This window comes from Streptococcus thermophilus, assembly GCF_010120595.1.
GTDB classification, from domain to species: Bacteria; Bacillota; Bacilli; order Lactobacillales; family Streptococcaceae; genus Streptococcus; species Streptococcus thermophilus.
Genome location: NZ_CP038020.1, coordinates 950,513 through 976,115, shown reverse-complemented (window position 1 = coordinate 976,115; position 25,603 = coordinate 950,513). Strand labels below are relative to the sequence as shown.

The 25,603-nt window shown below is 40.7% G+C and carries 26 protein-coding genes, 5 pseudogenes and 1 other annotated feature; all 31 genes and pseudogenes read right to left on the bottom strand.

What is annotated here, in order from left to right:
• Nucleotides 1-68 precede the first annotated feature (68 nt).
• Nucleotides 69-1,934: pseudogene (locus E3C75_RS05155) on the bottom strand (SAG1250 family conjugative relaxase).
• Complete coding sequence (gene mobC, locus E3C75_RS05150; RefSeq protein ID WP_111679376.1) at nt 1,921-2,286, bottom strand: plasmid mobilization relaxosome protein MobC; 366 nt, start codon at nt 2,284-2,286, stop codon at nt 1,921-1,923. The pseudogene E3C75_RS05155 and the gene mobC overlap by 14 nt, the downstream one beginning before the upstream one ends.
• 9 nt (nt 2,287-2,295) lie before the next feature.
• Nucleotides 2,296-2,655 (bottom strand): SAG1252 family conjugative relaxosome accessory protein, encoded by a 360-nt coding sequence (locus E3C75_RS05145; protein WP_111679374.1) that lies wholly within the window; start codon nt 2,653-2,655, stop codon nt 2,296-2,298.
• Nucleotides 2,656-2,723: 68 nt separating this feature from the next.
• Nucleotides 2,724-2,930: pseudogene (locus E3C75_RS05140) on the bottom strand (hypothetical protein); the annotation flags it as partial.
• Nucleotides 2,924-3,778, bottom strand: a pseudogene (locus E3C75_RS05135) (nucleotidyl transferase AbiEii/AbiGii toxin family protein). The pseudogenes E3C75_RS05140 and E3C75_RS05135, both read right to left, overlap by 7 nt.
• On the bottom strand, nt 3,775-4,368 hold the full coding sequence (locus E3C75_RS05130; protein WP_099390636.1) for a type IV toxin-antitoxin system AbiEi family antitoxin domain-containing protein: 594 nt from the start codon (nt 4,366-4,368) through the stop codon (nt 3,775-3,777). The pseudogene E3C75_RS05135 and the gene E3C75_RS05130 overlap by 4 nt, the downstream one beginning before the upstream one ends.
• 121 nt (nt 4,369-4,489) lie before the next feature.
• Nucleotides 4,490-7,182: pseudogene (locus tag E3C75_RS05125) on the bottom strand (phage tail tip lysozyme).
• Nucleotides 7,179-9,530 carry a VirB4-like conjugal transfer ATPase, CD1110 family gene (locus E3C75_RS05120; RefSeq protein WP_111679371.1) on the bottom strand — a complete coding sequence of 784 codons (2,352 nt, stop codon included), beginning with the start codon at nt 9,528-9,530 and terminating at the stop codon, nt 7,179-7,181. The pseudogene E3C75_RS05125 and the gene E3C75_RS05120 overlap by 4 nt, the downstream one beginning before the upstream one ends.
• Nucleotides 9,487-9,840 carry a PrgI family protein gene (locus tag E3C75_RS05115; protein WP_111679369.1) on the bottom strand — a complete coding sequence of 118 codons (354 nt, stop codon included), beginning with the start codon at nt 9,838-9,840 and terminating at the stop codon, nt 9,487-9,489. Before E3C75_RS05115 ends, E3C75_RS05120 begins: the two co-directional genes overlap by 44 nt.
• Before the next feature lie 61 nt (nt 9,841-9,901).
• Nucleotides 9,902-10,756, bottom strand: coding sequence for a VirB6/TrbL-like conjugal transfer protein, CD1112 family (locus E3C75_RS05110; protein WP_111679367.1), 855 nt, complete (start codon nt 10,754-10,756; stop codon nt 9,902-9,904).
• A 16-nt stretch (nt 10,757-10,772) separates the two neighbouring features.
• Nucleotides 10,773-11,015, bottom strand: a complete 243-nt coding sequence (locus E3C75_RS05105; RefSeq protein ID WP_074485048.1) for a hypothetical protein — start codon at nt 11,013-11,015, stop codon at nt 10,773-10,775.
• A 17-nt stretch (nt 11,016-11,032) separates the two neighbouring features.
• Complete coding sequence (locus tag E3C75_RS05100; RefSeq protein ID WP_111679365.1) at nt 11,033-12,853, bottom strand: VirD4-like conjugal transfer protein, CD1115 family; 1,821 nt, start codon at nt 12,851-12,853, stop codon at nt 11,033-11,035.
• A pseudogene (locus E3C75_RS05095) lies at nt 12,853-13,341 on the bottom strand (hypothetical protein). The gene E3C75_RS05100 and the pseudogene E3C75_RS05095 overlap by 1 nt, the downstream one beginning before the upstream one ends.
• A gap of 76 nt (nt 13,342-13,417) precedes the next feature.
• Complete coding sequence (locus E3C75_RS05090; RefSeq protein WP_111679361.1) at nt 13,418-13,999, bottom strand: CPBP family intramembrane glutamic endopeptidase; 582 nt, start codon at nt 13,997-13,999, stop codon at nt 13,418-13,420.
• Nucleotides 14,000-14,001: 2 nt separating this feature from the next.
• Entirely contained in the window at nt 14,002-14,235 is a 234-nt protein-coding gene (locus E3C75_RS05085) for a transcriptional regulator (RefSeq protein ID WP_111679359.1), read from the bottom strand.
• A 9-nt stretch (nt 14,236-14,244) separates the two neighbouring features.
• The gene (locus tag E3C75_RS05080) at nt 14,245-14,628 is read right to left on the bottom strand and encodes a thioredoxin domain-containing protein (protein WP_111679357.1); all 384 of its coding nucleotides are present in this window, start codon (nt 14,626-14,628) and stop codon (nt 14,245-14,247) included.
• 9 nt (nt 14,629-14,637) lie between these two features.
• Nucleotides 14,638-15,066 (bottom strand): hypothetical protein, encoded by a 429-nt coding sequence (locus E3C75_RS05075; RefSeq protein ID WP_039671001.1) that lies wholly within the window; start codon nt 15,064-15,066, stop codon nt 14,638-14,640.
• Nucleotides 15,050-16,405 (bottom strand): DNA (cytosine-5-)-methyltransferase, encoded by a 1,356-nt coding sequence (gene dcm / locus E3C75_RS05070; protein WP_093528739.1) that lies wholly within the window; start codon nt 16,403-16,405, stop codon nt 15,050-15,052. The genes E3C75_RS05075 and dcm overlap by 17 nt, the downstream gene beginning before the upstream one ends.
• Nucleotides 16,406-16,562: 157 nt before the next feature.
• Nucleotides 16,563-17,387: a replication initiator protein A gene (locus E3C75_RS05065; RefSeq protein WP_084825871.1), complete on the bottom strand. Its 825-nt coding sequence runs from the start codon at nt 17,385-17,387 to the stop codon at nt 16,563-16,565.
• Nucleotides 17,384-17,557, bottom strand: coding sequence for a hypothetical protein (locus E3C75_RS11115; RefSeq protein ID WP_014294671.1), 174 nt, complete (start codon nt 17,555-17,557; stop codon nt 17,384-17,386). Before E3C75_RS11115 ends, E3C75_RS05065 begins: the two co-directional genes overlap by 4 nt.
• Nucleotides 17,558-17,816: 259 nt before the next feature.
• Nucleotides 17,817-18,185 carry a 50S ribosomal protein L7/L12 gene (gene rplL / locus E3C75_RS05060; RefSeq protein WP_011680864.1) on the bottom strand — a complete coding sequence of 123 codons (369 nt, stop codon included), beginning with the start codon at nt 18,183-18,185 and terminating at the stop codon, nt 17,817-17,819.
• 74 nt (nt 18,186-18,259) lie between these two features.
• Nucleotides 18,260-18,763 carry a 50S ribosomal protein L10 gene (gene rplJ, locus E3C75_RS05055; protein WP_014621268.1) on the bottom strand — a complete coding sequence of 168 codons (504 nt, stop codon included), beginning with the start codon at nt 18,761-18,763 and terminating at the stop codon, nt 18,260-18,262.
• 31 nt (nt 18,764-18,794) lie between these two features.
• Nucleotides 18,795-18,931: a sequence feature (ribosomal protein L10 leader region), on the bottom strand.
• 122 nt (nt 18,932-19,053) lie between these two features.
• Nucleotides 19,054-19,269, bottom strand: a complete 216-nt coding sequence (locus E3C75_RS11585) for an ABC transporter permease (RefSeq protein WP_011225634.1) — start codon at nt 19,267-19,269, stop codon at nt 19,054-19,056.
• Nucleotides 19,266-19,556: an ABC transporter permease gene (locus E3C75_RS11580; RefSeq protein ID WP_041827654.1), complete on the bottom strand. Its 291-nt coding sequence runs from the start codon at nt 19,554-19,556 to the stop codon at nt 19,266-19,268. The genes E3C75_RS11585 and E3C75_RS11580 overlap by 4 nt, the downstream gene beginning before the upstream one ends.
• Before the next feature lie 112 nt (nt 19,557-19,668).
• Entirely contained in the window at nt 19,669-19,902 is a 234-nt protein-coding gene (locus E3C75_RS11575) for an ABC transporter permease (protein ID WP_014621266.1), read from the bottom strand.
• A complete protein-coding gene (locus E3C75_RS11570) occupies nt 19,889-20,065 on the bottom strand; it encodes a hypothetical protein (RefSeq protein ID WP_223899602.1) in 177 nt (58 codons plus the stop codon). Before E3C75_RS11570 ends, E3C75_RS11575 begins: the two co-directional genes overlap by 14 nt.
• Before the next feature lie 61 nt (nt 20,066-20,126).
• Nucleotides 20,127-20,321 carry a permuted SH3 domain-containing protein gene (locus tag E3C75_RS05045; RefSeq protein ID WP_011680862.1) on the bottom strand — a complete coding sequence of 65 codons (195 nt, stop codon included), beginning with the start codon at nt 20,319-20,321 and terminating at the stop codon, nt 20,127-20,129.
• Nucleotides 20,322-20,540, bottom strand: coding sequence for a hypothetical protein (locus E3C75_RS12335; protein ID WP_464822281.1), 219 nt, complete (start codon nt 20,538-20,540; stop codon nt 20,322-20,324). It lies immediately after the preceding gene.
• Nucleotides 20,541-20,611: 71 nt separating this feature from the next.
• Nucleotides 20,612-20,794, bottom strand: a complete 183-nt coding sequence (locus E3C75_RS05040; RefSeq protein WP_223899601.1) for a hypothetical protein — start codon at nt 20,792-20,794, stop codon at nt 20,612-20,614.
• A gap of 436 nt (nt 20,795-21,230) precedes the next feature.
• Entirely contained in the window at nt 21,231-21,989 is a 759-nt protein-coding gene (locus tag E3C75_RS05035) for a class I SAM-dependent methyltransferase (protein WP_111679355.1), read from the bottom strand.
• Nucleotides 21,990-22,365: 376 nt separating this feature from the next.
• Nucleotides 22,366-25,545, bottom strand: a complete 3,180-nt coding sequence (gene carB, locus E3C75_RS05030; RefSeq protein WP_024009777.1) for a carbamoyl-phosphate synthase large subunit — start codon at nt 25,543-25,545, stop codon at nt 22,366-22,368.
• Nucleotides 25,546-25,603 lie beyond the last annotated feature (58 nt).

Sequence of the window (25,603 nt, the reverse complement as noted above, 5' to 3'; positions counted from 1 at the left end):
TTCTATTTTAGAATCGACAATAATTGCAAACGTCACAGAATATCTCACTGATTGATTAACAAAATTGTTTATTCAACAGAGACATTTTCTTGAAATTTTTGGTACATATTCTTGTTGTTATTAAAAATTTTCGCAAATGTTTCCAATCTTCTAACTAATGATTCATACTCATCAAGATAACGATCTAATTTCTCTTGTAATACTCCTATTTTCTCATTTACCTGTTCTAATGAAATTGATTCGGTTAAATTTAGTTTTGAAAAATCATACCTTGCTAGTTTTTGACTGCTCAGTTCGGCACCCTTCAGATTGATAAATACTTCCGCCATCTTGTTTAAGGTGGTGATTTTTTCGTTTGTTTGAGTCAGTTTTATATCTAGCTCTGCTATTTCTGCAACCAGTTCGTCTTTAATGTCTTGGTATTTCTTATCAGTTTCAGTTAATTCAACCAAGAGGTTAATCTCAGAAATCTTTTCTTGTAGACTCTCAACTGTTGGTCGTCTATATGGTATCATCCGACTATCATTAGTTAGCTGTCTAATTAAGGTCCGTCCTTTTATGTAACGGTTCATCTCAGAATTTTCTTTGTTATAGATAAAGTATGAGGTTGTCTCACGGATATAGACTTTATATTTTTTATGATTTTCTTCTTCCATAATATCCAATTGATAGTTGGGAATGAAAATAAGACCACTCTGCTTAATACCAAAAGACACCTTGATATAAATGCCCTCATCAACTAACCTCTCAATTTGATGTTCCACAAGTTCAACTTCAAACTCATGGATGGCATCTCGTTGCCCCTTGTATTTCTTGAAGGCTTCCTCACTCTCTTCAGTGGATACCTTCTCCTTATCTCGTTCTTCTTGAAAAGCATGGTACTGTTTCTGTAGATTTTCTAATCCATATGAAACACCAACTTCCTTATTTTTAAAATAATCTTGAAAAAAATTGACATCATATAATTTCTTGTCACTTATTTTTTTATGACTCAGACTTATCGGTTTCCCATTTTCTTCAAGAGTAAAGGTCACATTTTTTTGTTTTAAGTCAATGGTTAGATTCAATTCTTTTGCTTTTAATAGTAGCTCCTCTAATGAATTAACACGATTCAACAGAAATTCTAATCGGCTTTCAATCTCTTGCTTGACAAAATGCGTTCTAAAAAAATCTTTATCATATAGATTTCGTTTGCTGAGTTGACGTCCTCGAATTGGTTTTGTCATTGCTCTATCCGTCATCATAAAGCGGCTATGCTTCTGACTAAAATCAATATGAACATGTAATTGCTCTGCTTTTTCCAAAAAATCATCAAAGGACTTTGACTGTTGTATCAAAAAATAAAGACGTTGCTTCAATTCAAATTTATGACTAGACTGCCTATATTTTTGATAGTCACGGTAGGAGTAACGCTTTTCAATAATTTTTGCCCCAGCCATTTTAGAAATGCGGTCTGAAATCATACGAAGGTTTCGTTCCAAGGCATAATTCCATATCAACTTTTTATCTTAATTACGATCTATAGCATTGATTAGGATGTGATTATGGGTATGATTTTTGTCTGTATGAGTTGCTACGATGAAACGAAAACGTCCGCCTGTTAATTCCATTATGGTCTCATAACCGATATGGTTGATTTCCTCAGGTGTCAGATTATCTTCAGGAGAAAATGATTGAATGAGGTGATGAGCATGAATAGTTTGCTGGTGTTTTTCTTGTCGGTCATTTCTTGATTCGTACAGCTTATCATTATTGGTAAAGTTGATATTGTACATTTCTACCATTTCTTCATAGCTAGGAAAGTCTAAGTAATTGCTCATGCCAAAATCAGATACCAATTTCAAATTGTCCGTTTTATCAGGATTGAGGATATACTTGATCAGACTCCTACGATATTTTTTACCATGTGTCGCAAAATGCTTAGTGACTACCATGAAACTCCTTCAGTCTTTTCACTTCCACTTGAAATTCTCTATCCACTTCCTTAATTAACTCTCCGACTCCTTTACTCAATTCTTGTAACTGGTTCTGAGAAATCAGATGGCTTTGGTTAATAGCACGCGCAATTTGATTGATGTTATTTCCAATCCGCCTCAATTCAAAAACCAACTGGTCATAGATATCCGTGTTAATTGTTATAAATGACATGTTTGGATTAAGCAAAACTTTTCTGGCATAGACTGAGAAATTTTGACAATCGCTCCTAGCAATTCGTTCATTCAATTTATGTAACTCTGAATCTGTTAGAAATACTTTTTTGAGATTGGTACGATAACGATAAACCATAGCGACCTCCTATCTCATGTATTTTTCACGAAACTCACGACTGAGTAGCTGGGCTTGATTGACTTCCGCAATCAATTCTTGAACACAGGTCAATAAGATTGACACGTGTTCTTGAGTCACTTGGTGATTCTCTCTTGCGATAATCAAAACCTCATGCACATCTCGACTAATCTGCTCAAACTTTTGAGATTGCCAAAGAGAGAACCATTCTTTGGCAGCTAACTGTTTATCATCAGTCATCAAAATTTTGTCTCTCACAAATGGTGAAAAGTGACGATAACTATCAACCTCCATCATTTTTTCAATCTGTTTTAGCTCATCAGCGTTTAGATTTACTTCTTTTCGAATGTCACGGTACTGTTCAGACATCTCTTTCCCTCTCTTTCATCCTTTCTCGGGTAAGACCCGACCCCGTGTGTCATACGGGAAATTTCCTAATTTGTTTCATTTGTACGTCCATAAAGAAAGTCTTCTTCTACAAATTTAGGATCTCCAGGCCAAGCATATCCCCCAGTTTCCAATTTTTTATAAAACCAAGAATACTTAATCGAATCTTTCTCTTCTTTAGGAATCAAGGATAACTTTTCTTTATCAAATGTAAAGAAAAATTCATAACCCATCATCTTCAAAGTTCCTGTCAGCATACACTACTAACTCCTAATTGATTTAAAATAATTGCCACCACTTCTATCGACTCCTCAAAACTAATTTCACTGGCATACCTAAATGATTTTTGATAGCGAGACCAAAGCTGTTTCTGGTAATCAGAGCTGCGGATTTCCTCTAGTTGACTTTCCCAATTTGTCAAAACATCTAAGCTTTCTCTTTTCTTAGCAGTATTGTTTAGAGCAGTTTTCAATATTGGGATATCAATCTCATCTTTTCGAAGGTGATATAATGTGAAGAGGTCATAGCGATCACGTGGTCTAGTTGAAGCAGCTCCTCGACGAATAATCGTTTCTATTTTTTAAGCAAGAACAGTTTCTAAATTATAAGTCCAAACTTCTAGTTTATTCTCTGAAAAAACAGACTGCAATTGATAAGTAATTTCTCGTGGCGTTATCCGATCACCTGTTGTTATATCAATAAAGACAACTTCACGTAGGGTATCGAATGTCGCCTTGAGTTTGAGGGTAAAGCCCCCATATTCATCATCTTGTCGAATTGGCTCTAACATATCAACTTCAAATTGAAAACCTTCGGAAGGTTGACTTACAATTTCTTTGAAGATTGTTTGAATATTTTCCTCGCTAAGAGGTTGACCTTTCAAAGTAACATCTAAATCCATTGTTGTTCGTTTATCTAAGCCAATCATCTGTCCGATAAGGAATCCACCTTTCACAATGAAAGAATCTTTATACCGACTCTCAGAGATGAGTCTTAAGATTTTTTCAATCAAATAGTTCTGCTGAACTTGTTGAGCAGGTATCCCTTTTTCTCTTGCGATATTCTTAATCTTCGCTTTGAAGCTATTGGTATTTGAAAATTTCACGACAAGACCTCCACATAAGATTGTAGCTTTTCAGTGACTTTAAATAGTTGTGCATAGTGGTACAACTTGGCATAATTCACAGCTCCTTTTTTAAAGTAAGTTTGAAACGCTGGAGCAATGACTTGAACATCAACATGATAGGCTGTTCTCAAACACTCTACCAAAGTTCGTTCCATATCATATACTGAGATAAACTGTCCAGCCTGTCGCTCTAGTTTTATAATACCGATTTCATGATGATTTCTAGCAACAATCGGCTTAACACCAGCTTCTTTCATTAGCCTCGTGTTCGTCCCAAAAGGAAAAGTCATCACAGGTTCAAATGGAACAGTGAGGGAAAGGCCATGTAACCATAGTGCTGTTTCTAAGGAATAAATTCCTTTTGGAAAACGATACTGTAAACTAAAGAAATCATCAATATAGGTATCAGGTAGATGATAAATCCCTCTTTCAATTGATTCCACTTTACCTTTTGAGACCAATTGATTCAGTTGTTGGTAAGAAAAGTTAAGCTCTTCTATATCACGAAAAGTTATAACTCCATGATTTTTTTTTATGTAATTATAGACAGGTTTCTCTAACAAATCCACATTACCACCTCCTAAATAATATGCTAACATTTCACTACAATGTTAGCATATTATTTAGAAAAAATCAACCACAAATAAAACAATATGCTAACAACCTGATGATTTGTTAGCATATTATTTTCTATTTCGTCGTATAGGCAAAACTAATCGTACCATCGACTCCTGATAACTTACGGAAGGTATAGTTAGGATTGCCATTATAGTTGGTTTCTGAGATAAGGAAAAATCCATCTGGGTAAACTTTCTCGACAAAGGCGACATGACCGTATTCTGTTGGCGATCCATGACCTCCTCCCGCAAAGGAAATAATCGCTCCTGCTTTTGGTAGCTTACCTGTTTCACCACCAAGACGTGCTGCTGTTGCCACCCAATCTTGACCATTCCCCATGGTACTGATGATTGGGATTTTTTCACCGCTTCGGCCTTTGAGTTTCAAGCCCAATTGGTTGATACGGGCGGCCACTCCCCACGTGCATTGCCCATAGGCATAGCCCATACCATCACCACCACCTGGAACGGAATTGTCATAAAGGTCTCCTCGAACAGCCTCAAGTGCTTTTGGATCACTTTGGGCGGTTCCACCATTGGGTTGGCTAAAGCCTTTCTCAATTTGGTAATACCACTCGGTGGCTCTGGTTTGACGTTCTAAGAGCTTATCACCACTATTTCCTTCCCAATAAATGAGAAAGACTTGGGCAAGACTAGCTGGGCTTCCTGAGTTTTTGAAGAAATCTTTTAACCAGTTGGTATAGTAAGGATTGTCCCCATTGAGCATAAAATCCAGTTGTAAGCCTAAATCATACCACTTCTGCTTTTTTCGGTTGGCATACTCTAATAATAAGGTATGTCTGCGTGACCCATCTGCTGTATCTGTCCATTGCCCTAAGCCTAAGCCACGTCTTAGAATATTCGGGTACCTGCCATTATAGATAGCTGGACCATTTAGAGACAACCAGCCCTCATCGTCCCAAGAACCATCCGTTGCCCCAACAGGAGGTGATAAGTAATCACCTTCTGCCCGTTTAGGATTAATTGATGATTCTACTGACCAGTTTCCTAAAATAGCCGCAATGGCTTGATTGGTTGCTCCCTGGCTTTTCAAATACTCATAGATAGCTTTGGCTCTCGCAAACTCATCGCCTCCAAATTGACCAATGGTAGGTAGAATGGTCGTTTGGAGTTGAATGACTTTAGGAAAGTAAAAGGCTGGATTGACGTAAACCAGTTTCTCTGAATTATCGTCAACCTTTTGATAGGTCACTTTAAGACCAGATCCATCCTTGGTTTGACCAATCACTTCCCCTGCTTGGACTTTCTGACCGTCTATCACTCGACCACTGTGACTATTAAATAGGGTCAGCTGAGCTTTATTCAGTCCCCTACCTGACGTGATGATAATGTTATCGCCATCTAGGGAAACCTTACCATCCATGGGAGCCACAATCACTTGATTTTCTTTAGCTTCTAGAATGATATGATGATGAAGCGTTGGCTTGTCATCAATCACCTCATAACCATAACGAACTGTCATGGTAAGCGCGTCATCTTCAGTCTGATTTTGGAAAGGATTATCCAATTCTTGGAGGGCAAGGTAGGCGCCTTCCTCACTTAATTCCTTTAAGTCTTCTCTATCCTCATCAGAAAGCTTATAGGCAGGCTCCTTGGTCAACTCAAGCATGGATTTTAAAGAATCCCCACCGTTTAAGTCCTGCCAAAGCTGACTGAGATAGGCTTGATAAGTTTTATCCCCTTCTTCCATGACCTCATCTAAATCATAATCTTGATACTTGAGATTCATAAAACCCATGACGTCATCAATCTTGGTGTAGTAGGTAATGCCAAGGGGATTGGTTCGGGTGTTTTCCGCATCTTCCCACGTCATGTGCGTATAGGCTTTTGTCAGTTCACTCTCATCCTGTTGAATGAGTGTCGTTCCTGAAATTCCTATAACAAAACTCATCATCAAAAGCAAGAAAAACAAGAGGCCTGACACGACCCAAGTCATAGGATTAAGGGCAATCGATGAAAAGAAGGTCAGGCTATTCTTAATCGCTTGAATAACCCCTCTGATTCCTGACACACTGTGCCTTCTGGCTTGTTTGAGAAAGGTGTGGTATCTCCTTTTGGGCTTTAAGGGCTTCTGACGGGTGAACCCTTTCCCCTTTTTAAAGTTCTGATACCGCTCCCTACTGTGAGCGGCTTTCGTCTTAGTAAACCGAAGACCAGTCTGCCCACTTTTGACAAGGAGTTTCCCTGACTGATAAGTAAATCTCCCATAGCGACTTCCTTTAATCACAGACTCTTTTAGGGTTCTGATTCCCTCTAAGTCATCATCTTGAGCGACTACATCAAGTGATTCTGAAGCGACATAGCGTAACCCTCGTTTGACCTTGGTCGAGGGGTCTTAAACTGATGTGCTTTTTTCAGTTGTTTCACGTCACGTTTCGCTGATTTCGCCTCTTTTTCGGCCATCTTGACCTCTGCCAAGTGTTTTCTTGCAACTGCTAGGCGCTGTCTGGCTTGAGGAAGCCGATACTTCTTAATTTCCTTACTTTTTAGCCATCTGGGAGACACATAGGCAATCGCTTCCTTAAAGGTATCTGTTGCTAGGTCCTTCTCCTCCTGATAGGTTTGCTTCAGAGCCTGACGTTGTTCCCTTGTTTCAGCTTTCTCAGCTCGGCGCATGATAAAGCGTCGCTTAGGAAGTGAGCGTTTTAACCCCTTCTTCTCCCTGCGATAATGGATACGGCTGGCCTTTAAACTACTCTGAAAGGTTTTACGGGCAACCTTGACCTTCTGTTGCTCTCTTGTCATGATTCACCCCTCATCTTTTCTGGATCGGTACTCATGATGTCAAAGAGTTGGGTTTGAAGTGGGATTATATTTCTAAAGGGAACAACCGTTGAGCCTGCCTTAATCAATCCAGCTCCCTTTTCTGGGTTAACCAAATATTTCTCAAGCTCCTTAGATAGGCCCAAAAGATGAACCAACTCTTCTCTGTCACTTTTAGCTTGTTTTAGAAGTATCATGAACTCGCTATTAGCGATAATACGTCTGCCGTTGGCATCAAGAAGTAAGGTTTCTACGTTTTGAGTAATGCCTGTTGGAATGGCGCCATACTTACGGACACGGCTCCATAATTTGAAGAAGAAATCAGAAGCGTACTTATCCAACAACAGAAGCTGCATTTCATCAAAGTAAATCCAGGTCTTCTTGCCAAGTTTTTGGTTTTTAACCACACGATTCCAAATCTGGTCAAAGATGACCATGAGGGCAATCTGCTTCAACTCATCCCCTAACTTTTTGACATTGTAAATGAGGAAATGGCTATCCGTTTTAATATTAGTTCGTTGTGAGAAAATATTGAGTGACCCTTCCACATAAAGCTCCATATCAAGGGCTAAGTCCTTGGCTTCTTGTTCAGGCTGTTTAGAGAGAACAAAGACCCATTCCACGAGAGATGGTGTGGCAAAATGCTTATAAGTTAGTCGTGTTACACGGTCAATTAGGGACTTTTCTCGACCGTCTATTTTCCGGTCTAAGAGTTTCCCAATCCAAGACAGTAGAAATTCAGATTTGACCTTAATAGGGTCTTCATCCATATTGTCATTGGATAAGTCTAAAACGTTTAAGAAAGTGGTAGAGTCAGGCGCAATGTCAATACTTTCCCCACCAAAGGCTTGACCAATGATACTGTACTCATTTTCAGGGTCTACAATGATGATTTCGGTATCACTCTCTTCTTCTTTTAACTTGGTTGAGATGATTTCATGCTTAGTTGCCATCCCCTTACCTGCACCTGAAGTTCCTAGAATCAATCCTGATGGGGTATTGAGTTTCCCACGGTCAATGGTGATGAGATTACTTGAAATCTGGTTTATCCCATAAAATTTCCCTCCCTTATCTTGTAGGTCAACAGAGGTCCAAGGGGAGTTCACGGCAATGTTTGAGGTCAAAAGAGACCGAGACACACCCTTAAGGTAGTTCTTGCCAAATGGCAATAAGCTATTAAAGGCAGCTTCTTGCATATAGGTCAGATTATCAATCACAAGGTCATTAGAACCTGCCACTTGTTTGATAATATCAAGGGAGTGTTTCAACTGGTCTTCGTTATCCGCAAAGACTCCAATCAGAAAAAGGGTGTCAAAGAGCTTGTCACCTGTTTGTGTCATGGTTTTAATCAACTCATCGGCTTCATCAATGTTACTTTCTAAGACCTGACTAACCTTTTCAAGATACACTCCAGAACGTGCCATCTTTTGTTGTTCCCCAATTTTTTGAGATTCCATCAATGTCTTCTTAGTGCGGAGTTTGGTCATTGCTTCTGACTTGGCTGATCCTTTGGCATGAAGACTAATCATCACTTCCAAGTCCGACTGCATGAGTTCTCGTAAGAACTTATCTCCCAACTCCATCCCATAGTCACGAACATAGACAATCTGAAGCAGTTTATCGTCAATCTCTACATAATTCTTATGTTTGAAAGATAAACTGGTTGGGGCAATAAAGTGCTTGGTTGTTTGTCCTGAACGCACCAGGTCTTGATAAGTAAAGGGCAAATGATTTTCCCCTCGCAACATATCAGCTAAGTGATTCACACGGCTTTCTCCACTGAGGAGGGTAAAGTTCGCATCTATTTCAGAAAAACCACTCTTGAAGTATTCTCCAATCTGAGACAGTGAACGATAAGCGAGTTTCGGATTTTGGTCTGACTTCCCAAAAGAAATGAGCTTAACCGCTGAAAAGTTATTTTCACCAGCTTCTAAGTTATTCTCCATGATACGATTGAGTTCTTCACGATAGGTATCATACCCATCCTCATGAAAAGGATACAAGACACCCTTTCTAAATTTATCCAAGTTGACCCTTTGGTTAAAAATAGTGAGTTGGAAATTGGTCTTGTCATCCAAACTGTTAATCAAGTCTGAATAGGTTTCCATAATCGCTCCCTTATCTTCAAGTCCCACCGTTTGGTAATTGACATCCCCTAAAAGATAGGACTGGGAAAAATAATCTGGGGTGACTTGCATGAGACCATTAGGAAAAAGGCCTTGGTAAAGAAGCGTATTAACAGTTGTTGGCAGCACTTCTTCTTTTGGTTTACGTGTCTTCTTGTGTTTAGAAGAGGTCTTTGGTTTCATTGAGCGATTTGTTTTTTTCACAGCGTATTCCTTTCTGTCCTGTTAGTGTACGGTCTGGTATGGTCATTTCATAATGCCATCTATAATTAAGATACGTTTCAAAAGGTAAGTCATTAGGTCGATAGACCCCAAATAACATGAGGGGAATGGTAAAGGTAAAGATTAGTCCGTAGACAAACCAATCCCCAAATTGCCAATAAAAGAGGTTTAACCCTAAAATCAGGATGGTAATAGCAACGGCTGGTAAGACAAAAATAACTTGTCGTGTGGTAAAACCCAGCCAAGCCCTGTGTTGAACTTTTGTGATGTCCTTAAAAACACGTGTATTCATAAGACTCCAATCTAAGATAAATATGAAAAAAGATTGGGAGGAACGTCCTTCCCAATCCTCCTTACATGCCTAGGATACTTCTGGCCGTACGTTGACTACCCACCAAGGCAATGATTAACAAAATAGCCTGAACTAAGCCACCAAAGGCAGTCGCTAGCGTCTCCATCACTCCCGCCCCATTTGAGAGGGCCAATTTCCCAGCTGATTCAAAGAGGGGAACAAGGGAAATAATTAAGAAAATCAAGACCCCTTGGAGGGCATAGACCATGATATTTTTCAGGTAACCAATCCCAACGCTTCGCCAGTCATCACTGAGGAAAGTCGGAATCGTTAAAGGTGCAAAAGGAATCATGAGATAAAGTTGGATAAAGCGAATGGTTATGAGGAGATTCACCACCAACACACTAACCAATCGCACTAACCATATCAGAATGGCAAAAAAGCCAACAATGAGTTTTCCAATAATTCCTGAACCTTTAAGTCCTGAAATGGTCTCATAAGTCGTTCCCCCATGAGAAACGACACCAGCTACGCCTTCAATAATGTGAGAAGCAACAGCTAAAATAGCTTCTACAATAACAGTAGTGTTTGTAATCACTACTGCCACCATGATATAAGAGACAATCATAGGGGCAATAGCTTCAAAGGTCATGGCACCACCTGAGTTGGCGATTTTCTTAGCCATCTTAGAAAACTCAAGGACTAACACAACGGCTAAAATAGCCACTCCCAAGGGCTGCATCACTCCTTTTGTGATCGCTGACATATAAGACCACACGGTTGGGTTATAATCCGCAAGGGATTTGACCAAGTTAGCCGTCGATTCCAAGTCCACGTTAAAGCCTTCAAATAGGCTATCGCTTGAAATTTTCTTTGACGCTAGAAAGACAAAAGCTGAAGGTAATGTGTTGTTCATGTCATACTTAGCCCTCCTAAATAGTAATTTGAGTGATGAAGGCACCAGCGGCACCTACCATAACACCACCCACAATTTCTAAGATGGCATTGCGGACACCAGGTCCACCATCTTTGATATTGGTTGACAGGTTAATAATGCCCATAACGACAAGAAAGGCGCCTGTCGCAACCATTCCTTTTTGTAAGAGCGCCATGGCTTGGGAAAACATGGAACTAGCGTCCACGCCATAAACAAATCCTGTAAATTTTTGGTTCATACGATTCCTCTTTTCTATTAGTGTAGTGTGGTTTCTTTGCTTAAATCCCTAACCTTGTGGTCTGATGGTTCAAACGGAACGTCCTCTGTTTTGAGGGTGTCAATGTGGTAATGCCACCAACGTTCATCTGACTCCTTATCCGCTAAGTATTGCCAGTTCTTATGTTTCAAAGGAAAATACTTCTTTTCCTTAAAGACTGGAACCCCTGCAATTCTCACCAAGCACTCATCACGTTTCATGTTTCCGACTTCATCAGGGGTCATGAGATCCCTTGCGATTTTCTGATGAGACGTTGACCCAGACCCTGTTTGGCCATACGACCGACTGGTACTTCTCACATCAATGGTTTGTTTGCCTAAGAGACCACTCATGAACTTGAAGGTCTCTTCATCATTGCCTCCAAGATAAAGCAAACTGTCACAGTTTCCTAGAATGGTTTTCCAAGCCTCCTTCTCCTTATAGAGCCCTTGTAGTTGAGCGATATTTTGAAGAATGGGAACGAGACTCATGTTTCGTGAACGGACTGTTGAAGTTTGTTCCGCAAAGTCTGGAATTTCACCGACATTCGCAAATTCATCTAAATAACTTCTCACGTGGATAGGTAGTTGTCCCTTAAAGTCCACATCAGCTTGTCTCGTTAAGGTTGAAAAGACGGTGGAGAAAAAAAGGGCTGAGAGAAAGCGAAAGGTGGTGTCATTATCTGGAATAACGAGATAGACCATAGTTTTCTGCGTTCCCCATGTTTTTAAGTCCAAGGTGTCACGTTTGGTTAAATCAATGACAGATTGGATATTAAAGAGGGCAAACTTAGCCGTTGTGACGGCAATTACTGAATCCAGGGTCTTATCCTTGTAGTTTTGGAAGTCTGCCCAGTTACGCATGGTGAAGTTTTCTGTCCCATATGTCTTGGCATAGGTCTCAAACATCACTTCTAAGACACTCTTATCTTGATTTTCTCCTTTGGATAAGAGCTTGATGAGTTTTCCAATTTCAGAAAAAGAGGGGTAACGCCCTCGCTTACGTCGACTGTCTGCTTCTTCCTTGGTGCTACCTGGAGGATTGTAAAAATCCACCAAGTAAGAGGAAATGGCTCTGACTAAGGTCATGGACGCTTCATCCCAAAAGGGATCACTGCGACTGCCATTGCCCTTGGTATTATTGAAATAGACCGTAAGCATACGGTTCAAATCATTCTCCGTTTCCACATAGCGATAAGGATTAAAACCATCTGAGTTGGTCATGTTTACAAGGTCTAAGATTTTGACCTGATAGCCATGCTCTAAAAAGAGCTTCCCTGTCTTTTCAGCCAAATGGTCTTTAGGGTCAACGACAATATTGGAACAGTTGAGCTGAATCAGATTGGGTTTGACAAACCGAAAGGTCTTCCCGCTACCAGACCCACCAATGACCACAAGGTTCTTGTTTCTATCAAATTGAGGAGCTTTCTTTTCTAACAGGGTTAGCCTAACGTTTCGTGACAAAATGGTGTCATTAAAAGGATTCTTACTGAGAAAGGCTTTGCGTTCGTGACTGTTTCCAAAACGGGCAGAGCCATACTCAGCCCCTTCTCGGTAAACTTTTTGACCTGTAGAAACGTAAAGATAGGCTAGGCCCATCGTCACAATCCCAAAGCAGAAGCCTAAAACCGATCTACCTGTAAAGTTGCCATTCCACAAGGGATTTAAGACTTGATTCTGTCCTTCGCCTAAGAGATAGGCAAGGCGTTCCAAGGGTGGTTGATTAGGTAGACTATCGTAAAGCAAGACTAGCCGATGGCAGAAATAGCCAAAGGCAAGCCCTAAAATACCAAAGATAAAAACTTTTTTCCCTGAGACCATTAGAGAATGACCTCCTTTGTTTTCACAGCAGAGGGTTCTGACATCGCAATCTGTTCCTTGGCTTGTGCGATTTCCTCATCAAGGGTTTTATCCATAGTTAGCCCTTTCAGTTTTTCTGGATTGGAAACCAACTTCTGAAGCAACTCATCTAAGTGCTTGTCTAAGAGCGACTTATCCTTAGCATAGAAATGCAGGTAGTCAACTTGCCAACTAATGGCAATAGGAAGGTTCTCTGATTCCACCAATTCCTTAAATTTTTCGACATCAACGGGTTTATCCAAGATGTCTTTTGAGATATTCAGCGACTCAATGGCATAAGGACTTTGAAGGAGTTCTTCTAACTTTTGAACCCCAATTTTATAAGCCGAGTCTTGTGCTAGGGCGTGTCTGGCTGATCACTCTAAGAGTTTGAGAAGGACCTTTACCGTAAACATAGCACTACGTTCCGCATATTGAATCGCTTGGCGTTCCTGTTGTTCGGATGACATCATTTCCTCCTTTATGTGATTCCCCATCAAAACAATAGGGTGCTTTCATGATACGAAAGCACCCTTGATTTTGGTATCACAATAAAGATAGGAAAAAGACGATTCCATTCCAAGACAGGTGAACGAGAGTTGAGCTCAAGCAGTCTGTTTGCCCTCTAACCACACCAAGTATGAGACCTAAACTCCCATAAAGCACCCAAGTGAATAGACTGGATGGGTGATGAGCTAAGGCAAAGAGGAAACTCGTTAACACAACTTGACTCATTCGTTGAGACAAGACTCCCCACAACACTTCTCGGTAAAAGACTTCTTCCACGACACTGGCATTAAGGAGAAAAAGAATAAAGGACAGAACAGGAATCTGGTTTTGAACAGTCACTAACGTTTCTTGATTTGCCTCACTGCTTAAAAACATGGCACTCATAATAAGAGCAATACTTACCATGACACCTAGACTGCCAAGTACCCAAAGCCCTCTCTCCTTCAAGGATAGGCTTCTTTTAGGTATCTGGTACCTTTTCCAACCCCACAATAGCAGGGCTAAAAATGTCACTTGTAAAACGTGTAACCATGCCCCATTTAGCCAACCAACCAGGTAAAAACTCACTAGGAGTACATTGACATGAATGGCTCCGTACATCACTACTAGTCGTTTCATCGCTATCTCCTAAACAAGTCTTCATAGTCAATCTCTAAGACGCTCACAATTTTCTCCACCCATTTGCTTTGTGGCATGAGACGATGAGATTTGTAGTGACGAAAGGTTTGGTAGAGACGGTTAAACTCACTAGGGTAGACGTATTGGCCCTTAAACATCTGTCGAGCAAGGTCAGCCCATGACAGTCCTTTTTCCATAACGATAATTTCCAAATTTTCCCAAAAACGATCGTTCATAACTCCTCCTTATGTTACCAAGTCCTTAAAAAGGTGTTCACGAAAGGAAACCACTTTTTGACTTCTAGGAAGAAAGGTCCTCACTTCTTCTAAACTCATATCGGGATACACTTTGTCCTCACAAACCACAAGTGGGAGACGAAGATTCTGTTCAGGTTTCCGTAGAACCACCGTCACTAACTCACTCAATTTCATCTCTCTATGACCTTTAAATCGTTGTAGCGAGGGGGATAAGAGCGTAAAACAATCACTGCTTTTAGTAAACAACCTCAGTAATTCCTCACGTGATAGATGACTCACTTCTTTACAGGAGTAGGAAATACCATGTGAGTCACAAAAAGACAGGAGTTTTTGATTCCGACTGGTGTTTCGACTTAAATAGATTTCTAACATCGTTTCCTCCTACACAGATAGCTCCTTCTCTAATGTTTGAGTTGGTGGGGTAAACACCTTACTCATATCAATAGGCGACCTGCCTTCACCAAAGCACTTCACTGTTATTAATGTGGTGACGACATCATTCTTATCATTCCAAGAATAGCCTTGCCCATATGCCCTAAAGGCGAGATTGTTCTCATCCGTTAGATAAGTATCCACACCATTTTTGATGTCTTGGGTTTCAATAAACTCAAAAATACGGTGTAAGTTGGACTCATAAGATAACGGATAATTCATTTCTTTGTGGTAGTCATCTTCAAAAGTGACATCAATGTCACAATCATAATTGGGTAAAGAAGTAATCATCTCCGAAAATCTATCCACTTCTGCTTGATGTATGACTTCTTCTAGCTCCGTGCAGTTCCTAATACTTTTACTATGTAATAATTTCATGTTCTTCTTCCTCTTCAATCTTTCTAAATTCTCTAGCAATGGCCTCGATAACAGTGACGGTCACGCTATTACCTGCTTGTTTATACAACTGACTTTTACTTGAAACAATTTCTGCCCTCTCAAAAGCCCAGTCAGGAAATCCTTGTAACCTAAAACACTCTCTTGGGGTTAGGCGTCTGATTCTCAAACGATACAGTTTTCCATCTAGGATTATTCCAGTCACTTCATACCACTTGTCCTTACGGTATTCCAAAGCAGCAACTACCACTCCCATATTGTCAGAAGTGGTTAAGGTATTTGAAATCCCCTTTCCCACTCGTCCTCTGCGTTTGGTAGACTCTGGGTAAGCAAGGTTGACAGAATCTCCCACTATTGCCTTGGCATAGCCTAGTTTGGTCGCTTCCCTAATTTTCAAATGTGGCGCTTCTTCACGACAGAGAATCTTAGGAACTTTATCCCCTCCTTGCATCGTGGTCAACGTTGGAGAAAGCCCTGAAAGGTCATAAACTCGTCCAGTCTGCACAAACGTTGTTGGTAAGGTTCCTGCGACAACTACACCATGCCGATCTTGGCTAGTTAAAGTAAACATCGGATCATCGTTCCCTTTAAAGCGTCTCCCATGTTGGCGTTTTTCTAGCCTATCAGGGGTTAAAACTGGAATGGCAATTTTAGTTCCCTCACCTTTTCCTCTTGTTAAGGTTGGTGCTATCCCACGTGATAAATAGACTTCTCCATTCATCCCTTTGCCTGACGGATTAACATTACCTAATCGTTCAAGACTAGCTGAGCTGTTTTCTCCTCTGAGAGGAAATAGGAATCGGGGACGGTATCTTCTAGAATGTCCGATAATAAAAATTCTTTCACGGTTTTGCGGCACTTGGAAATCTTTACTGTTAAGCACCTGCCATTCGACATCATACCCCAACTCATCCAATGTGGTGAGGATTGTTCGAAATGTCTCTCCCTTGTCGTGACTGAGTAAGCCCTTGACATTTTCGAGGAATAAAAAACGTGGTTGGATCTGTTTGGCCGCTCGAGCAATCTCGAAGAACAAAGTTCCCCTAGTATCCTCAAATCCCAATCGTCTGCCTGCGAGTGAAAATGCCTGGCAAGGGAATCCCCCACAGATGATGTCCACTTGCCCTCTAAGTTGTCTAAAGTCCTGATCTGTGACTTGTCTAATATCATGAAATACTATTTCTCCTTTGGTCTCATAGATAGCCTTGTAAGATTTCCTCGCAAACTTGTCAATCTCACAAAAGCCAATACACTCATGGCCCTGACGAGTTAACCCCAGTCGAAAGCCTCCAATTCCTGCAAACAAATCTAAAAACTTCATGTCTCTCATTCCTTTCTGACAAAACTAAAAAGGACCTTACTTCTTGCGTAACGTCCTTTCTTAACAATGATCTTCCATTTCTGGGGCAGTGATAAGTTCAATAATGAGCCAAATCATTCCTAATCCCCAAATACCTAATAATATCCACCAAAACATCTTACTCACCCCCTTTTAGTTCTTTTAAGCGTTGGACCTTGGTCCATTCGGATAAGACGCCATTAAAGACATACTCCGCTATCGTTTCTGTTCTGTCCGCAAACCTCATATTCTCTAAAGCGTACTGATACCTATGATCAAAATAAATCATGGCATAATCACTAGCGGCACGTGATAGACCAACTTGTCTCAACTGGTCATGCACCAAGCCCCAAATGTAATCTCTATCGTATCTTGTGACTCGGTCTACTTTACGTTGAAAATTGTCATTGTCACATTTCTTACTTGTTAGACTTTCTTTCTCCTCCTCGTCCTCAATGACTGACTCACTCTCTTTAGTTTCACTCATATCAGTCTCACTAACTTCAGTCTCACTAGTGGCTGAATTTAAGACCGGCCCCGGCTGATTTTGATACCCCCCTGGTATTTTTTGAACACTACCCCCGTCTGAATTTGAGACTGGGGTAGGTTCATGTTCCAACTCCCCCAAATAAATCTTATTGGCCATGCGTCCTTTTTCACTGGAAGACTGTTGGACTTCATCAATCAAACCATACTCTCGTAAGGTTTTCTTAATAGTCAGTAATTTTGACTTGGAACAGCCAAGTAGTGCCATGAGTTTGGAGTTGGAATAGACCAAATAAATAGCCCCGTCTTCATCTATCCAACCTTTACTCAAAGACAACTCTAAACGGTCTTTTAGAACAGCATAAGCAACCTTAACCTCAAGTTTCATGTCCTTGTAGCGTTCGCTGTCAAATAAGAGTTTAGGGAGCTTATAATAACGCTCTGACGTTTGATAGTGATTTGCGGTAATACGTTTCATGATTGTCCCTCCAACACTAACAGACCAACATTCCCCATGTCATCAAACTGGATTAAGCCATCCTCTTCCATTTCAACAACAATCCTCTTTGCTTTCTCAATATCAATTCTCATTATAGCCATGAGATGACACATCACAATTTGTCGTGATGACTGTTCATTCTTCTGCATGATTTTCCTCCTGAAACTAAAAAAGCGAGAACACTCATTAAAATGTTCTCGTTCACATAAAAATATATTCCTAGTAATAAGAATGTTTAAGAAATAGCAACTTTGCACAGTTTATTTATATAAAAACAAAAATCCTGCCAAAGATTTTTTGGCAGGATTTTTGGCAGGAAACCAAATCAAATTATCAGTTTCTTTAAATCGCTATAAGCTATAAAAGACTGGTAAATCGGGCTTCCGCTCTCAAATTGCTATGTGCTTCTTATTTAAGAGTAACTGAAGCTCCAGCTTCTTCAAGTTTAGCTTTGATTTCTTCAGCTTCAGCTGCAGAAACACCTTCTTTAATAACCGATGGTGCACCGTCAACGATAGCTTTAGCTTCTTTAAGACCTTCGCCTGTGATTTCACGTACAACTTTGATAACGCCAACTTTTTTGTCGCCTGCAGATGTCAATTCAACGTCGAATGAATCTTTAGCAGCACCAGCGTCAGCAGCACCATCTGCAGCAGCAGCTACAGGAGCAGCAGCAGTTACGCCAAACTCTTCTTCGATAGCTTTTACAAGGTCGTTCAATTCAAGGATTGAAGCTTCTTTAATTTCAGCAATAATGTTTTCAATGTTCAATGCCATTGTGATTTCCTCCAAATGTGTTTTTTAATATAGTGTTTTAAACGTAGCTTAGGCTACGAGTTGTAAAGATGGGCTTATGCAGCACCGTCTTCTTTGCTTTCTGCAACCGCTTTGACAGCGTATGCAACGTTGCGCACTGGCGCTTGAAGTACAGAAAGGAGCATAGAAAGCATACCTTCTTTGTTTGGAAGTGATGCAAGAGCGTTGATTTCTTCGACTGAAGTGAACGCGCCGTCAACAACACCACCTTTGATTTCAAGAGCTTCTGCGTCTTTAGCAAATTCGCTAATAACTTTTGCTGGTGCGATAACATCTTCGTTTGAGAATGCTACTGCAGATGGACCAACGAAAAGTTTTTTAAGGTCTTCAAGACCTGCTTTTTCAGCTGCACGGCTCAAGATAGAGTTTTTGATAACTTTAAATTCAACGCCTGATTCACGAAGATTACGACGAAGAACTGTATCTTGGTCAACTGTAAGTCCACGAGAGTCAACAACAACGATAGATGCTGCTGCTTTCATTTTATCAGCGACAATAGCAACTTGTTCAGCTTTCTTAGCAATAATAGCTTCACTCATTAGTAGTTTTACCTCCGTTTTTATTTTTGGGCTAGGCACAAAAAAACCGTACCTAAACCTAGACACGAAAGTACAATACGTCACAAAAAAATAGTTACGTTTTGTGCCTCGGTTGGATGTTTACGAGTCTAGCTCCCCAACTGTCTTAGGTCAGTTTTTTTCAAACCTTATATAGAATACCATTACCTGAATCAGACGTCAAGAGAAAAATACAACTTTTTTGGATTTTTTCTCTATCTTTTTTGAACATCATAAAGCCTCTAAAAATCCAAAGATTCAAGAGGTCTTTTCTAATCATATCTAAGAGCTTCGAAAGGATCGAGTTTTGATGCCTTATTTGCCGGCAGGATTCCTACGCCTGCTGAGAAGCCTATTCTTCCCATGGCTACGCCAAGAGAGACCGTCTCTTTAAGATCCATTGCATTCCCAATTGTTCCAACTACAAGGGCCGCAAAACCTAGACCAATCAGGCCATCCAGGATGGTAAGGACCATCGATTCAATCAAAAACGAGTCAAGATTTTACGACATGTGGCGCCTAAAACGTTACGAAGACCAATCTCTCGTGTCCACTCAGTTACTGAAACCAACATGATATTCATAACACTAATCACACCAACTAATAATGAGATCGCAGAAATATCACCGACAACAGTGGTAATGATCCCAATAATCGTGTTGACCTGATCTAAGGCTGAACTCATATCTGCTGACTTGTACTCTCTATTGTCACCTTGGGACAAGTGGGTCAAGCGTTTAGCGACATCCTTAGCGACACTGCTACTATTTTTCACATCGGTCACATGGAAACAAATCTGACCATTAGGATCAGTATTATTCTCAGCTGCTAACTAGATATTGGCCACAAGAGCTGTCCCAATTTCACCAGAGGAACCAATCGCTGTGTCAGTGTTTCTTATAGACACCAATCACACGACAATCATTGTTACCAACAGTAACTACTTGATTAAGGGCATCCTCATTGGTCTCAAAGAATTTTTTAACTACCATCTGATCAATGACAATGACACGCGAAAAGTTTTTGTAATCATTGTCTTGCAAGGAACGTCCTGCCAGCATCCCTAACTTTTTAGCTTTAAAGTAACCCTGACTGGCACCTGTGATATTAACATTCTTCACAGTTTTTTTGGAGGGAGATAGAGGACGTTAGGTTGTTGGTCACAAAATTACTATCGATACCTGGCGTTAGGTTGTTGGTCACAAAATTACTATCGATACCTGGCGTCTGCTTGGCCACTTGCTCTAGCCAAACTTCTTTAACCAGTTTGGTAGGTTTTGCCAAATCTGCATAAGCAGGATCTAGCTCCTCAGCCTTTAGTGTCTCTCCATCCTTAAAGGATTTTTCAGCCTTGGTAATAACTTTTTTGAACTTCTTTCAGCCCTGATGCAATTTTTTGTTGCTTGGCATCGGCATTACCAAGTTTGACCCTAACTTGCTTGATTTTCTGAGTCTCATCATCGTAAAGCCAGACATAGTTGTCAGTTCCTTTCTTGCTCACAGCAGTTACAGGAACCAACAAGACATCATCATTTGTCACTTAAAGATATACATTAAAACATTGCTTAAGTTTGCCGATGGAGCTAGTCAATTGAACCTTATATTCATACTGGGAACCTGACTGACCTGAATTGCCAGATGTCCCATCTGACTGACTGGCATTTTGCTTAGGATAATTGGAAACGTAGCTGACTTTACCTGTCCAAGTTTGATCTGGGTATACTTTGGAAGCAATCTTGACCTTTTGACCTACTGAAATATTTGGAATGTCATATTCTGTTAAGGTCCCTTGAATCTCAAATTGGCCTTCACTTGCACACGAACTAGAGTTTAGCTCTCTTTTGAAGTAGGGCCCACAGAGTCCGCAACTTCTACGACTGTTCCATTAACATCTGAAACAATGATGGTTTGGTTGAGGACATCTTGCGCCTTTTCTAGCTCTGATGCTGCATTGGCAATGGCATCATTATAATCTTGCAAGGTTTGGTAATTACTTGCCTCGGTTTCTGACACTGTTGAGGACTAACGGTAGTTGTCGAATCATCCTCATCCGAATCACTATTTGTTTGCGTTGAAACCAAGGGAGCTGTTCCATACTGTTGGAAAAAATTGCAGTCACGATCTTGCCATATTATAAGCACGACTATCTGTATCATAGGCTGCTTAGGCTGATGTGCTGTCATATTGGATCAATTGCTGAGCAACACTAATTTTCTCACCAACATAGACTGTCACAGATGCATTTCGTCCAATAGTATTGTCAAAATAAACGTACTGTTCCGATTCTGCCCTCACCATACCAATTAGAAGAGCGGACTAGGCAAGTTGTTCCTTTTTTACCTTCAATAATCCAAACTCTTTTTGATTTTTAAATAACTTTGGACTGATTTTCTTTCACATAAGTCTCTCATTCTGATTGTGTTCTATAGATATAGAAATTGTGATGTTTTTAATATTCCGTGTCAATGAGTTCCATCACACCATAGTGCAACTTTTGATTGGGACGAACCTGACGTTCAAAACCAAGTTCCTCAAAAACAGAGTCACGAAAATGTGCCTTGATGATAATTCGTTCTCGGCCAACACGTTTAGCCTCATCGAGCCATTCTCGCGTTAAGCGACTGCCATTGGCCAGAGGTTTGATAGCATTTAGATTTTCTGATTCCTTGATAGTCTCTGAAAACATAGGATCGGCATAAATGATATCAAAAGAGTGATCATCCTGAGATTTCAAAAAGGATAGGCTATCGCTCTTAATAGCTTTAATAGACCGCATGGCCTTTTCAAGCTGCTTATCATCCGTCTGATAAGAGGCAAGACCACGAGAAACCACCTGAAAAATCACATCTTGACTCTCAAGGGCAGTCACCTGATTTCCCGCTGCTGCCATCACTAGGCTATCAGAAGCCAGACCCATAGTCGTGTCAAGAATAGACTTGGGAGATTGCCCCAAAAGACTAATTAAAGCATCATATGGAGCCTTAAGCCGAAGGACAGCCGTATCTGGATGAAAGGTCAACTCACTGGCATCTGCATTGACAAAAGACAATCTGTCCTTATATAGAAGATAAAAGGGGCCAAATCGTTCCAGACATTTGGATAAAGACAACTTGCGTCGTGGCTGATAGTCAGCTCCTAGTTCGCTAGCTAATTCTTGAGCACGTGCAATTAAGGACTCGTTTTCACGTAAAGATGTCGTAATAATCATGTTTCTAGTATAGCAGAATCTTAGGAAACAAAACTATAGCCTAAGCTTTCATTTTTAACTTCTTAGCTTACATTCGTGTAAGAAAAAAGCCCCAGAAAAGCTGAGACTCAAAATATTATTATACTATTTTAAAATATGAAATGAAACAAGAAGCTCTGGAGAGATTATGAAATAGATTTTACGAACCTAGTAACCTTACACAGAAACTTTCCTAAGTGATAAAAACGCCTGAAGCGATTAGTTTCAGACGTTCGGAAGTTTTGAGTCATGGAACTTCGCAGAAGGTTGCTGACGTCCGTCATCACCCGAGGAAAGTCTCAAAAGAAAACTTTGTCTTCAATAAAAGCCCCAGAAAAGCTGAGACTCAATATTGTGTTTAGATAGCTTCTGTTGTAAAGCTGCGGCTTTCAAGCACACGCACCATAGCATCTGCTGTATCAAGGGCTGTGAAGAGTGGAATTCCTGCTTCAATAGCTGAACTACGGATAGCTGCTCCATCTTCGTCATAAGTACGTTTGTTACCAACTGTATTGATAATAGCTTGTGCTTTACCTGTACGAACGAGGGCTGGAATGTCATTGTCATCGTTTTCACCCAACTTGTTAACAAGCGTTGCGTGAACCCCGTGTTCATTCAAGAACTTAGCTGTTCCTTCAGTTGCGTAGATACCATAACCGATAGCATCGAAACGACGAGCCAAGTCAAGGGCTTCTTCTTTGGTATCATCGTGAATAGTAAAGATGACGTTACCAAAGGTTGGCAAGTGGAGGTAAGATGCTTCAAAGGCTTTGTAGAGCGCTTTTTCAAGAGTCGCATCTGTACCCATAACTTCACCAGTTGATTTCATTTCAGGTCCAAGGAGACTATCTACCTGAGCCAATTTTGTGAATGAAAAGACTGGTGCTTTGACATGGACATGGTTACTTTCTGGATAAAGACCATCTTTGTAACCTTGCTCAGCCAATGATTTACCAAGAATCAAGTTTGTAGCAACTTGAGCCATTGGGATATCAGTCACCTTAGACAAGAATGGTACTGTACGGCTGGCACGTGGGTTAACCTCGATAACATAGACCGTTTCGTCCTTAATAACGAACTGAATGTTCATCATACCGATACAGTTAAGACCGATAGCCAAACGTTTCGTGTAATCAGCGATAGTCTCTTGGATTTTCTTAGAAAGAGTTTGTGGTGGGTAAACCGCCATTGAGTCCCCTGAGTGAACCCCCGCACGTTCGATGTGTTCCATAATACCTGGAATTAAGACATCCTTACCATCAGAGATGGCATCCACTTCACACTCACGTCCTATGATATAGCTATCAACAAGGACTGGGTGGTCTGGACTAGCCTTAACGGCTGTGCGCATGTAAGAACGAAGGTCATCTTCATTTTCAACGATTTCCATAGCACGTCCACCCAAAACGTATGATGGACGAACAAGAACTGGGAAACCAATCTTACGAGCCGCTTCAACTGCTTCTTCTTCATTTGTCGCTGTTTGTCCTGGTGGTTGTGGAATGTCAAGATCTTTAAGAGCCTGTTCGAAGAGGTCACGGTCTTCTGCACGGTCAAGGTCAGCAACCTGTGTACCCAAGATTTTCACACCTGCTTTAGACAATGGCTCTGCCAAGTTGATGGCTGTTTGTCCACCAAACTGAACCACCACACCCTTAGGTTGTTCCAATTCAATAACGTTCATCACGTCTTCGAAGGTCAATGGTTCAAAGTAGAGTTTGTCTGACACTGAGAAGTCTGTTGAAACTGTCTCAGGGTTAGAGTTCATGATGATGGCTTCGTAGCCAGCAGCTTGGATAGCTTTTACAGAGTGAACTGTCGCATAGTCGAACTCAACCCCTTGTCCGATACGGATAGGACCTGAACCAAGAACGATGACCGATTCTTTATCAGATTTGATTGACTCATTTTCCCACTCGTAAGTTGAGTAAAAATATGGTGTTGATGATTCAAACTCAGCCGCACAAGTATCAACCATCTTGTAAACAGGAACAATGTTATTTTCCAAACGTGTCGCACGTACTTGGTTAGCTGTTTGATTCCAAAGATCAGCAATCTTACGATCAGAGAAACCGTTACGTTTAGCTTCTTTTAAAACATCAACATCGCCTACGTGAGTAGCCAATTCTTGTTCCAATTCGAAGATGTGGAGCAATTTATCAAGGAAGAAGATATCAATCTTAGTCAACTCTGATAATTCTTCAATAGTGTAACCACGACGAATGGCCTCAGAAATATAGAAGAGGCGGTCGTCTTGAGCTTTAACAACTTTTTCAACCAAGGCATCGTCTGTTACTTCGGCAAGCTCAGACATTTCATTGTGGTAAACTCCGATTTCAAGTGAACGGCATGCTTTAAGAAGAGACTCTTCAATGTTACGACCGATAGCCATAACTTCACCTGTCGCTTTCATCTGAGTACCGAGACGACGTTCACCGTGTTCAAATTTATCAAATGGGAAACGTGGAATCTTAGCAACCACATAGTCAAGGGCTGGTTCAAACATGGCATAAGTTGTACCAGTGACTGGGTTAATCATTTCATCAAGTGTCAAACCAACAGCAATCTTAGCCGCCAATTTAGCGATTGGATAACCAGTGGCCTTTGAGGCAAGGGCTGATGAACGTGATACACGAGGGTTTACTTCGATAACATAGTACTTGAAGCTATGTGGGTCAAGCGCCAACTGGACGTTACAGCCACCCTCAATTTTAAGGGCACGGATAATCTTCAAGCTGGCATCACGAAGCATTTGGTTTTCAATATCTGATAAGGTTTGCGTTGGGGCAAATACGATTGAGTCCCCTGTGTGGATACCAACTGGGTCAAAGTTTTCCATGTTACATACCACAAGAGCATTGTCTTCGGCATCACGCATAACTTCGTATTCGATTTCTTTGAAACCAGCGATCGAACGCTCAATCAAACATTGGGTTACTGGTGACAATTTCAATCCATTTTCAGCGATTTCACGGAGTTCTTCTTCGTTAGCACACATACCACCACCAGTACCACCAAGGGTAAAGGCTGGACGAACGATAACTGGGTAGCCAATCTCTGTCGCAAAGGCAACTGCTTCTTCAACCGTATTTACAATTTCTGATTCTGGAATTGGTTGTTCCAACTCTTCCATCAATTGTTTGAAAAGGTCACGGTCTTCGGCTTGGTCAATGGCAGACAATTTTGTTCCCAAAAGCTCTACTCCAAGCTCATCAAGAATACCAGCTTTTGACAATTCCATGGCCATATTCAAACCAGTCTGTCCACCAAGTGTTGGCAAGAGGGCATCAGGACGCTCTTTACGAAGAATACGTGTGACAAACTCAAGCGTAATAGGTTCAATGTAAACCTTGTCTGCGATTTCCTTATCAGTCATGATAGTCGCAGGGTTAGAGTTAACAAGAACAACACTGTAGCCTTCTTCTTTCAAAGCCAAGCAAGCTTGCGTACCAGCGTAGTCGAACTCAGCAGCCTGACCAATGATAATAGGACCAGACCCGATAACCATAATTTTTTTAATATCAGAACGTTTAGGCATATTTAAGATACAAAGGACGACCAGAAAGCGCTAGGATTTTAGGCAATCGTTGCAGGAT

Excerpts from the sequence above, each read along its gene's own strand:
- carB (WP_024009777.1), bottom strand. The coding sequence starts at position 25,545 with ATGCCTAAACGTTCTGATATTAAAAAAATTATGGTTATCGGGTCTGGT.
- E3C75_RS05080 (WP_111679357.1), bottom strand. The coding sequence starts at position 14,628 with ATGTTAGAAATCTATTTAAGTCGAAACACCAGTCGGAATCAAAAACTC.
- E3C75_RS05065 (WP_084825871.1), bottom strand. The coding sequence starts at position 17,387 with ATGAAACGTATTACCGCAAATCACTATCAAACGTCAGAGCGTTATTAT.
- E3C75_RS05035 (WP_111679355.1), bottom strand. The coding sequence starts at position 21,989 with ATGATTATTACGACATCTTTACGTGAAAACGAGTCCTTAATTGCACGT.
- E3C75_RS05145 (WP_111679374.1), bottom strand. The coding sequence starts at position 2,655 with ATGTCTGAACAGTACCGTGACATTCGAAAAGAAGTAAATCTAAACGCT.
- mobC (WP_111679376.1), bottom strand. The coding sequence starts at position 2,286 with ATGGTTTATCGTTATCGTACCAATCTCAAAAAAGTATTTCTAACAGAT.
- E3C75_RS11115 (WP_014294671.1), bottom strand. The coding sequence starts at position 17,557 with ATGCAGAAGAATGAACAGTCATCACGACAAATTGTGATGTGTCATCTC.
- E3C75_RS05110 (WP_111679367.1), bottom strand. The coding sequence starts at position 10,756 with ATGAACAACACATTACCTTCAGCTTTTGTCTTTCTAGCGTCAAAGAAA.
- E3C75_RS05075 (WP_039671001.1), bottom strand. The coding sequence starts at position 15,066 with ATGAAATTATTACATAGTAAAAGTATTAGGAACTGCACGGAGCTAGAA.
- E3C75_RS05090 (WP_111679361.1), bottom strand. The coding sequence starts at position 13,999 with ATGAAACGACTAGTAGTGATGTACGGAGCCATTCATGTCAATGTACTC.
- E3C75_RS05100 (WP_111679365.1), bottom strand. The coding sequence starts at position 12,853 with ATGGTCTCAGGGAAAAAAGTTTTTATCTTTGGTATTTTAGGGCTTGCC.
- E3C75_RS05105 (WP_074485048.1), bottom strand. The coding sequence starts at position 11,015 with ATGAACCAAAAATTTACAGGATTTGTTTATGGCGTGGACGCTAGTTCC.
- E3C75_RS05085 (WP_111679359.1), bottom strand. The coding sequence starts at position 14,235 with ATGAACGATCGTTTTTGGGAAAATTTGGAAATTATCGTTATGGAAAAA.
- rplJ (WP_014621268.1), bottom strand. The coding sequence starts at position 18,763 with ATGAGTGAAGCTATTATTGCTAAGAAAGCTGAACAAGTTGCTATTGTC.
- rplL (WP_011680864.1), bottom strand. The coding sequence starts at position 18,185 with ATGGCATTGAACATTGAAAACATTATTGCTGAAATTAAAGAAGCTTCA.
- E3C75_RS05115 (WP_111679369.1), bottom strand. The coding sequence starts at position 9,840 with ATGAATACACGTGTTTTTAAGGACATCACAAAAGTTCAACACAGGGCT.
- dcm (WP_093528739.1), bottom strand. The coding sequence starts at position 16,405 with ATGAAGTTTTTAGATTTGTTTGCAGGAATTGGAGGCTTTCGACTGGGG.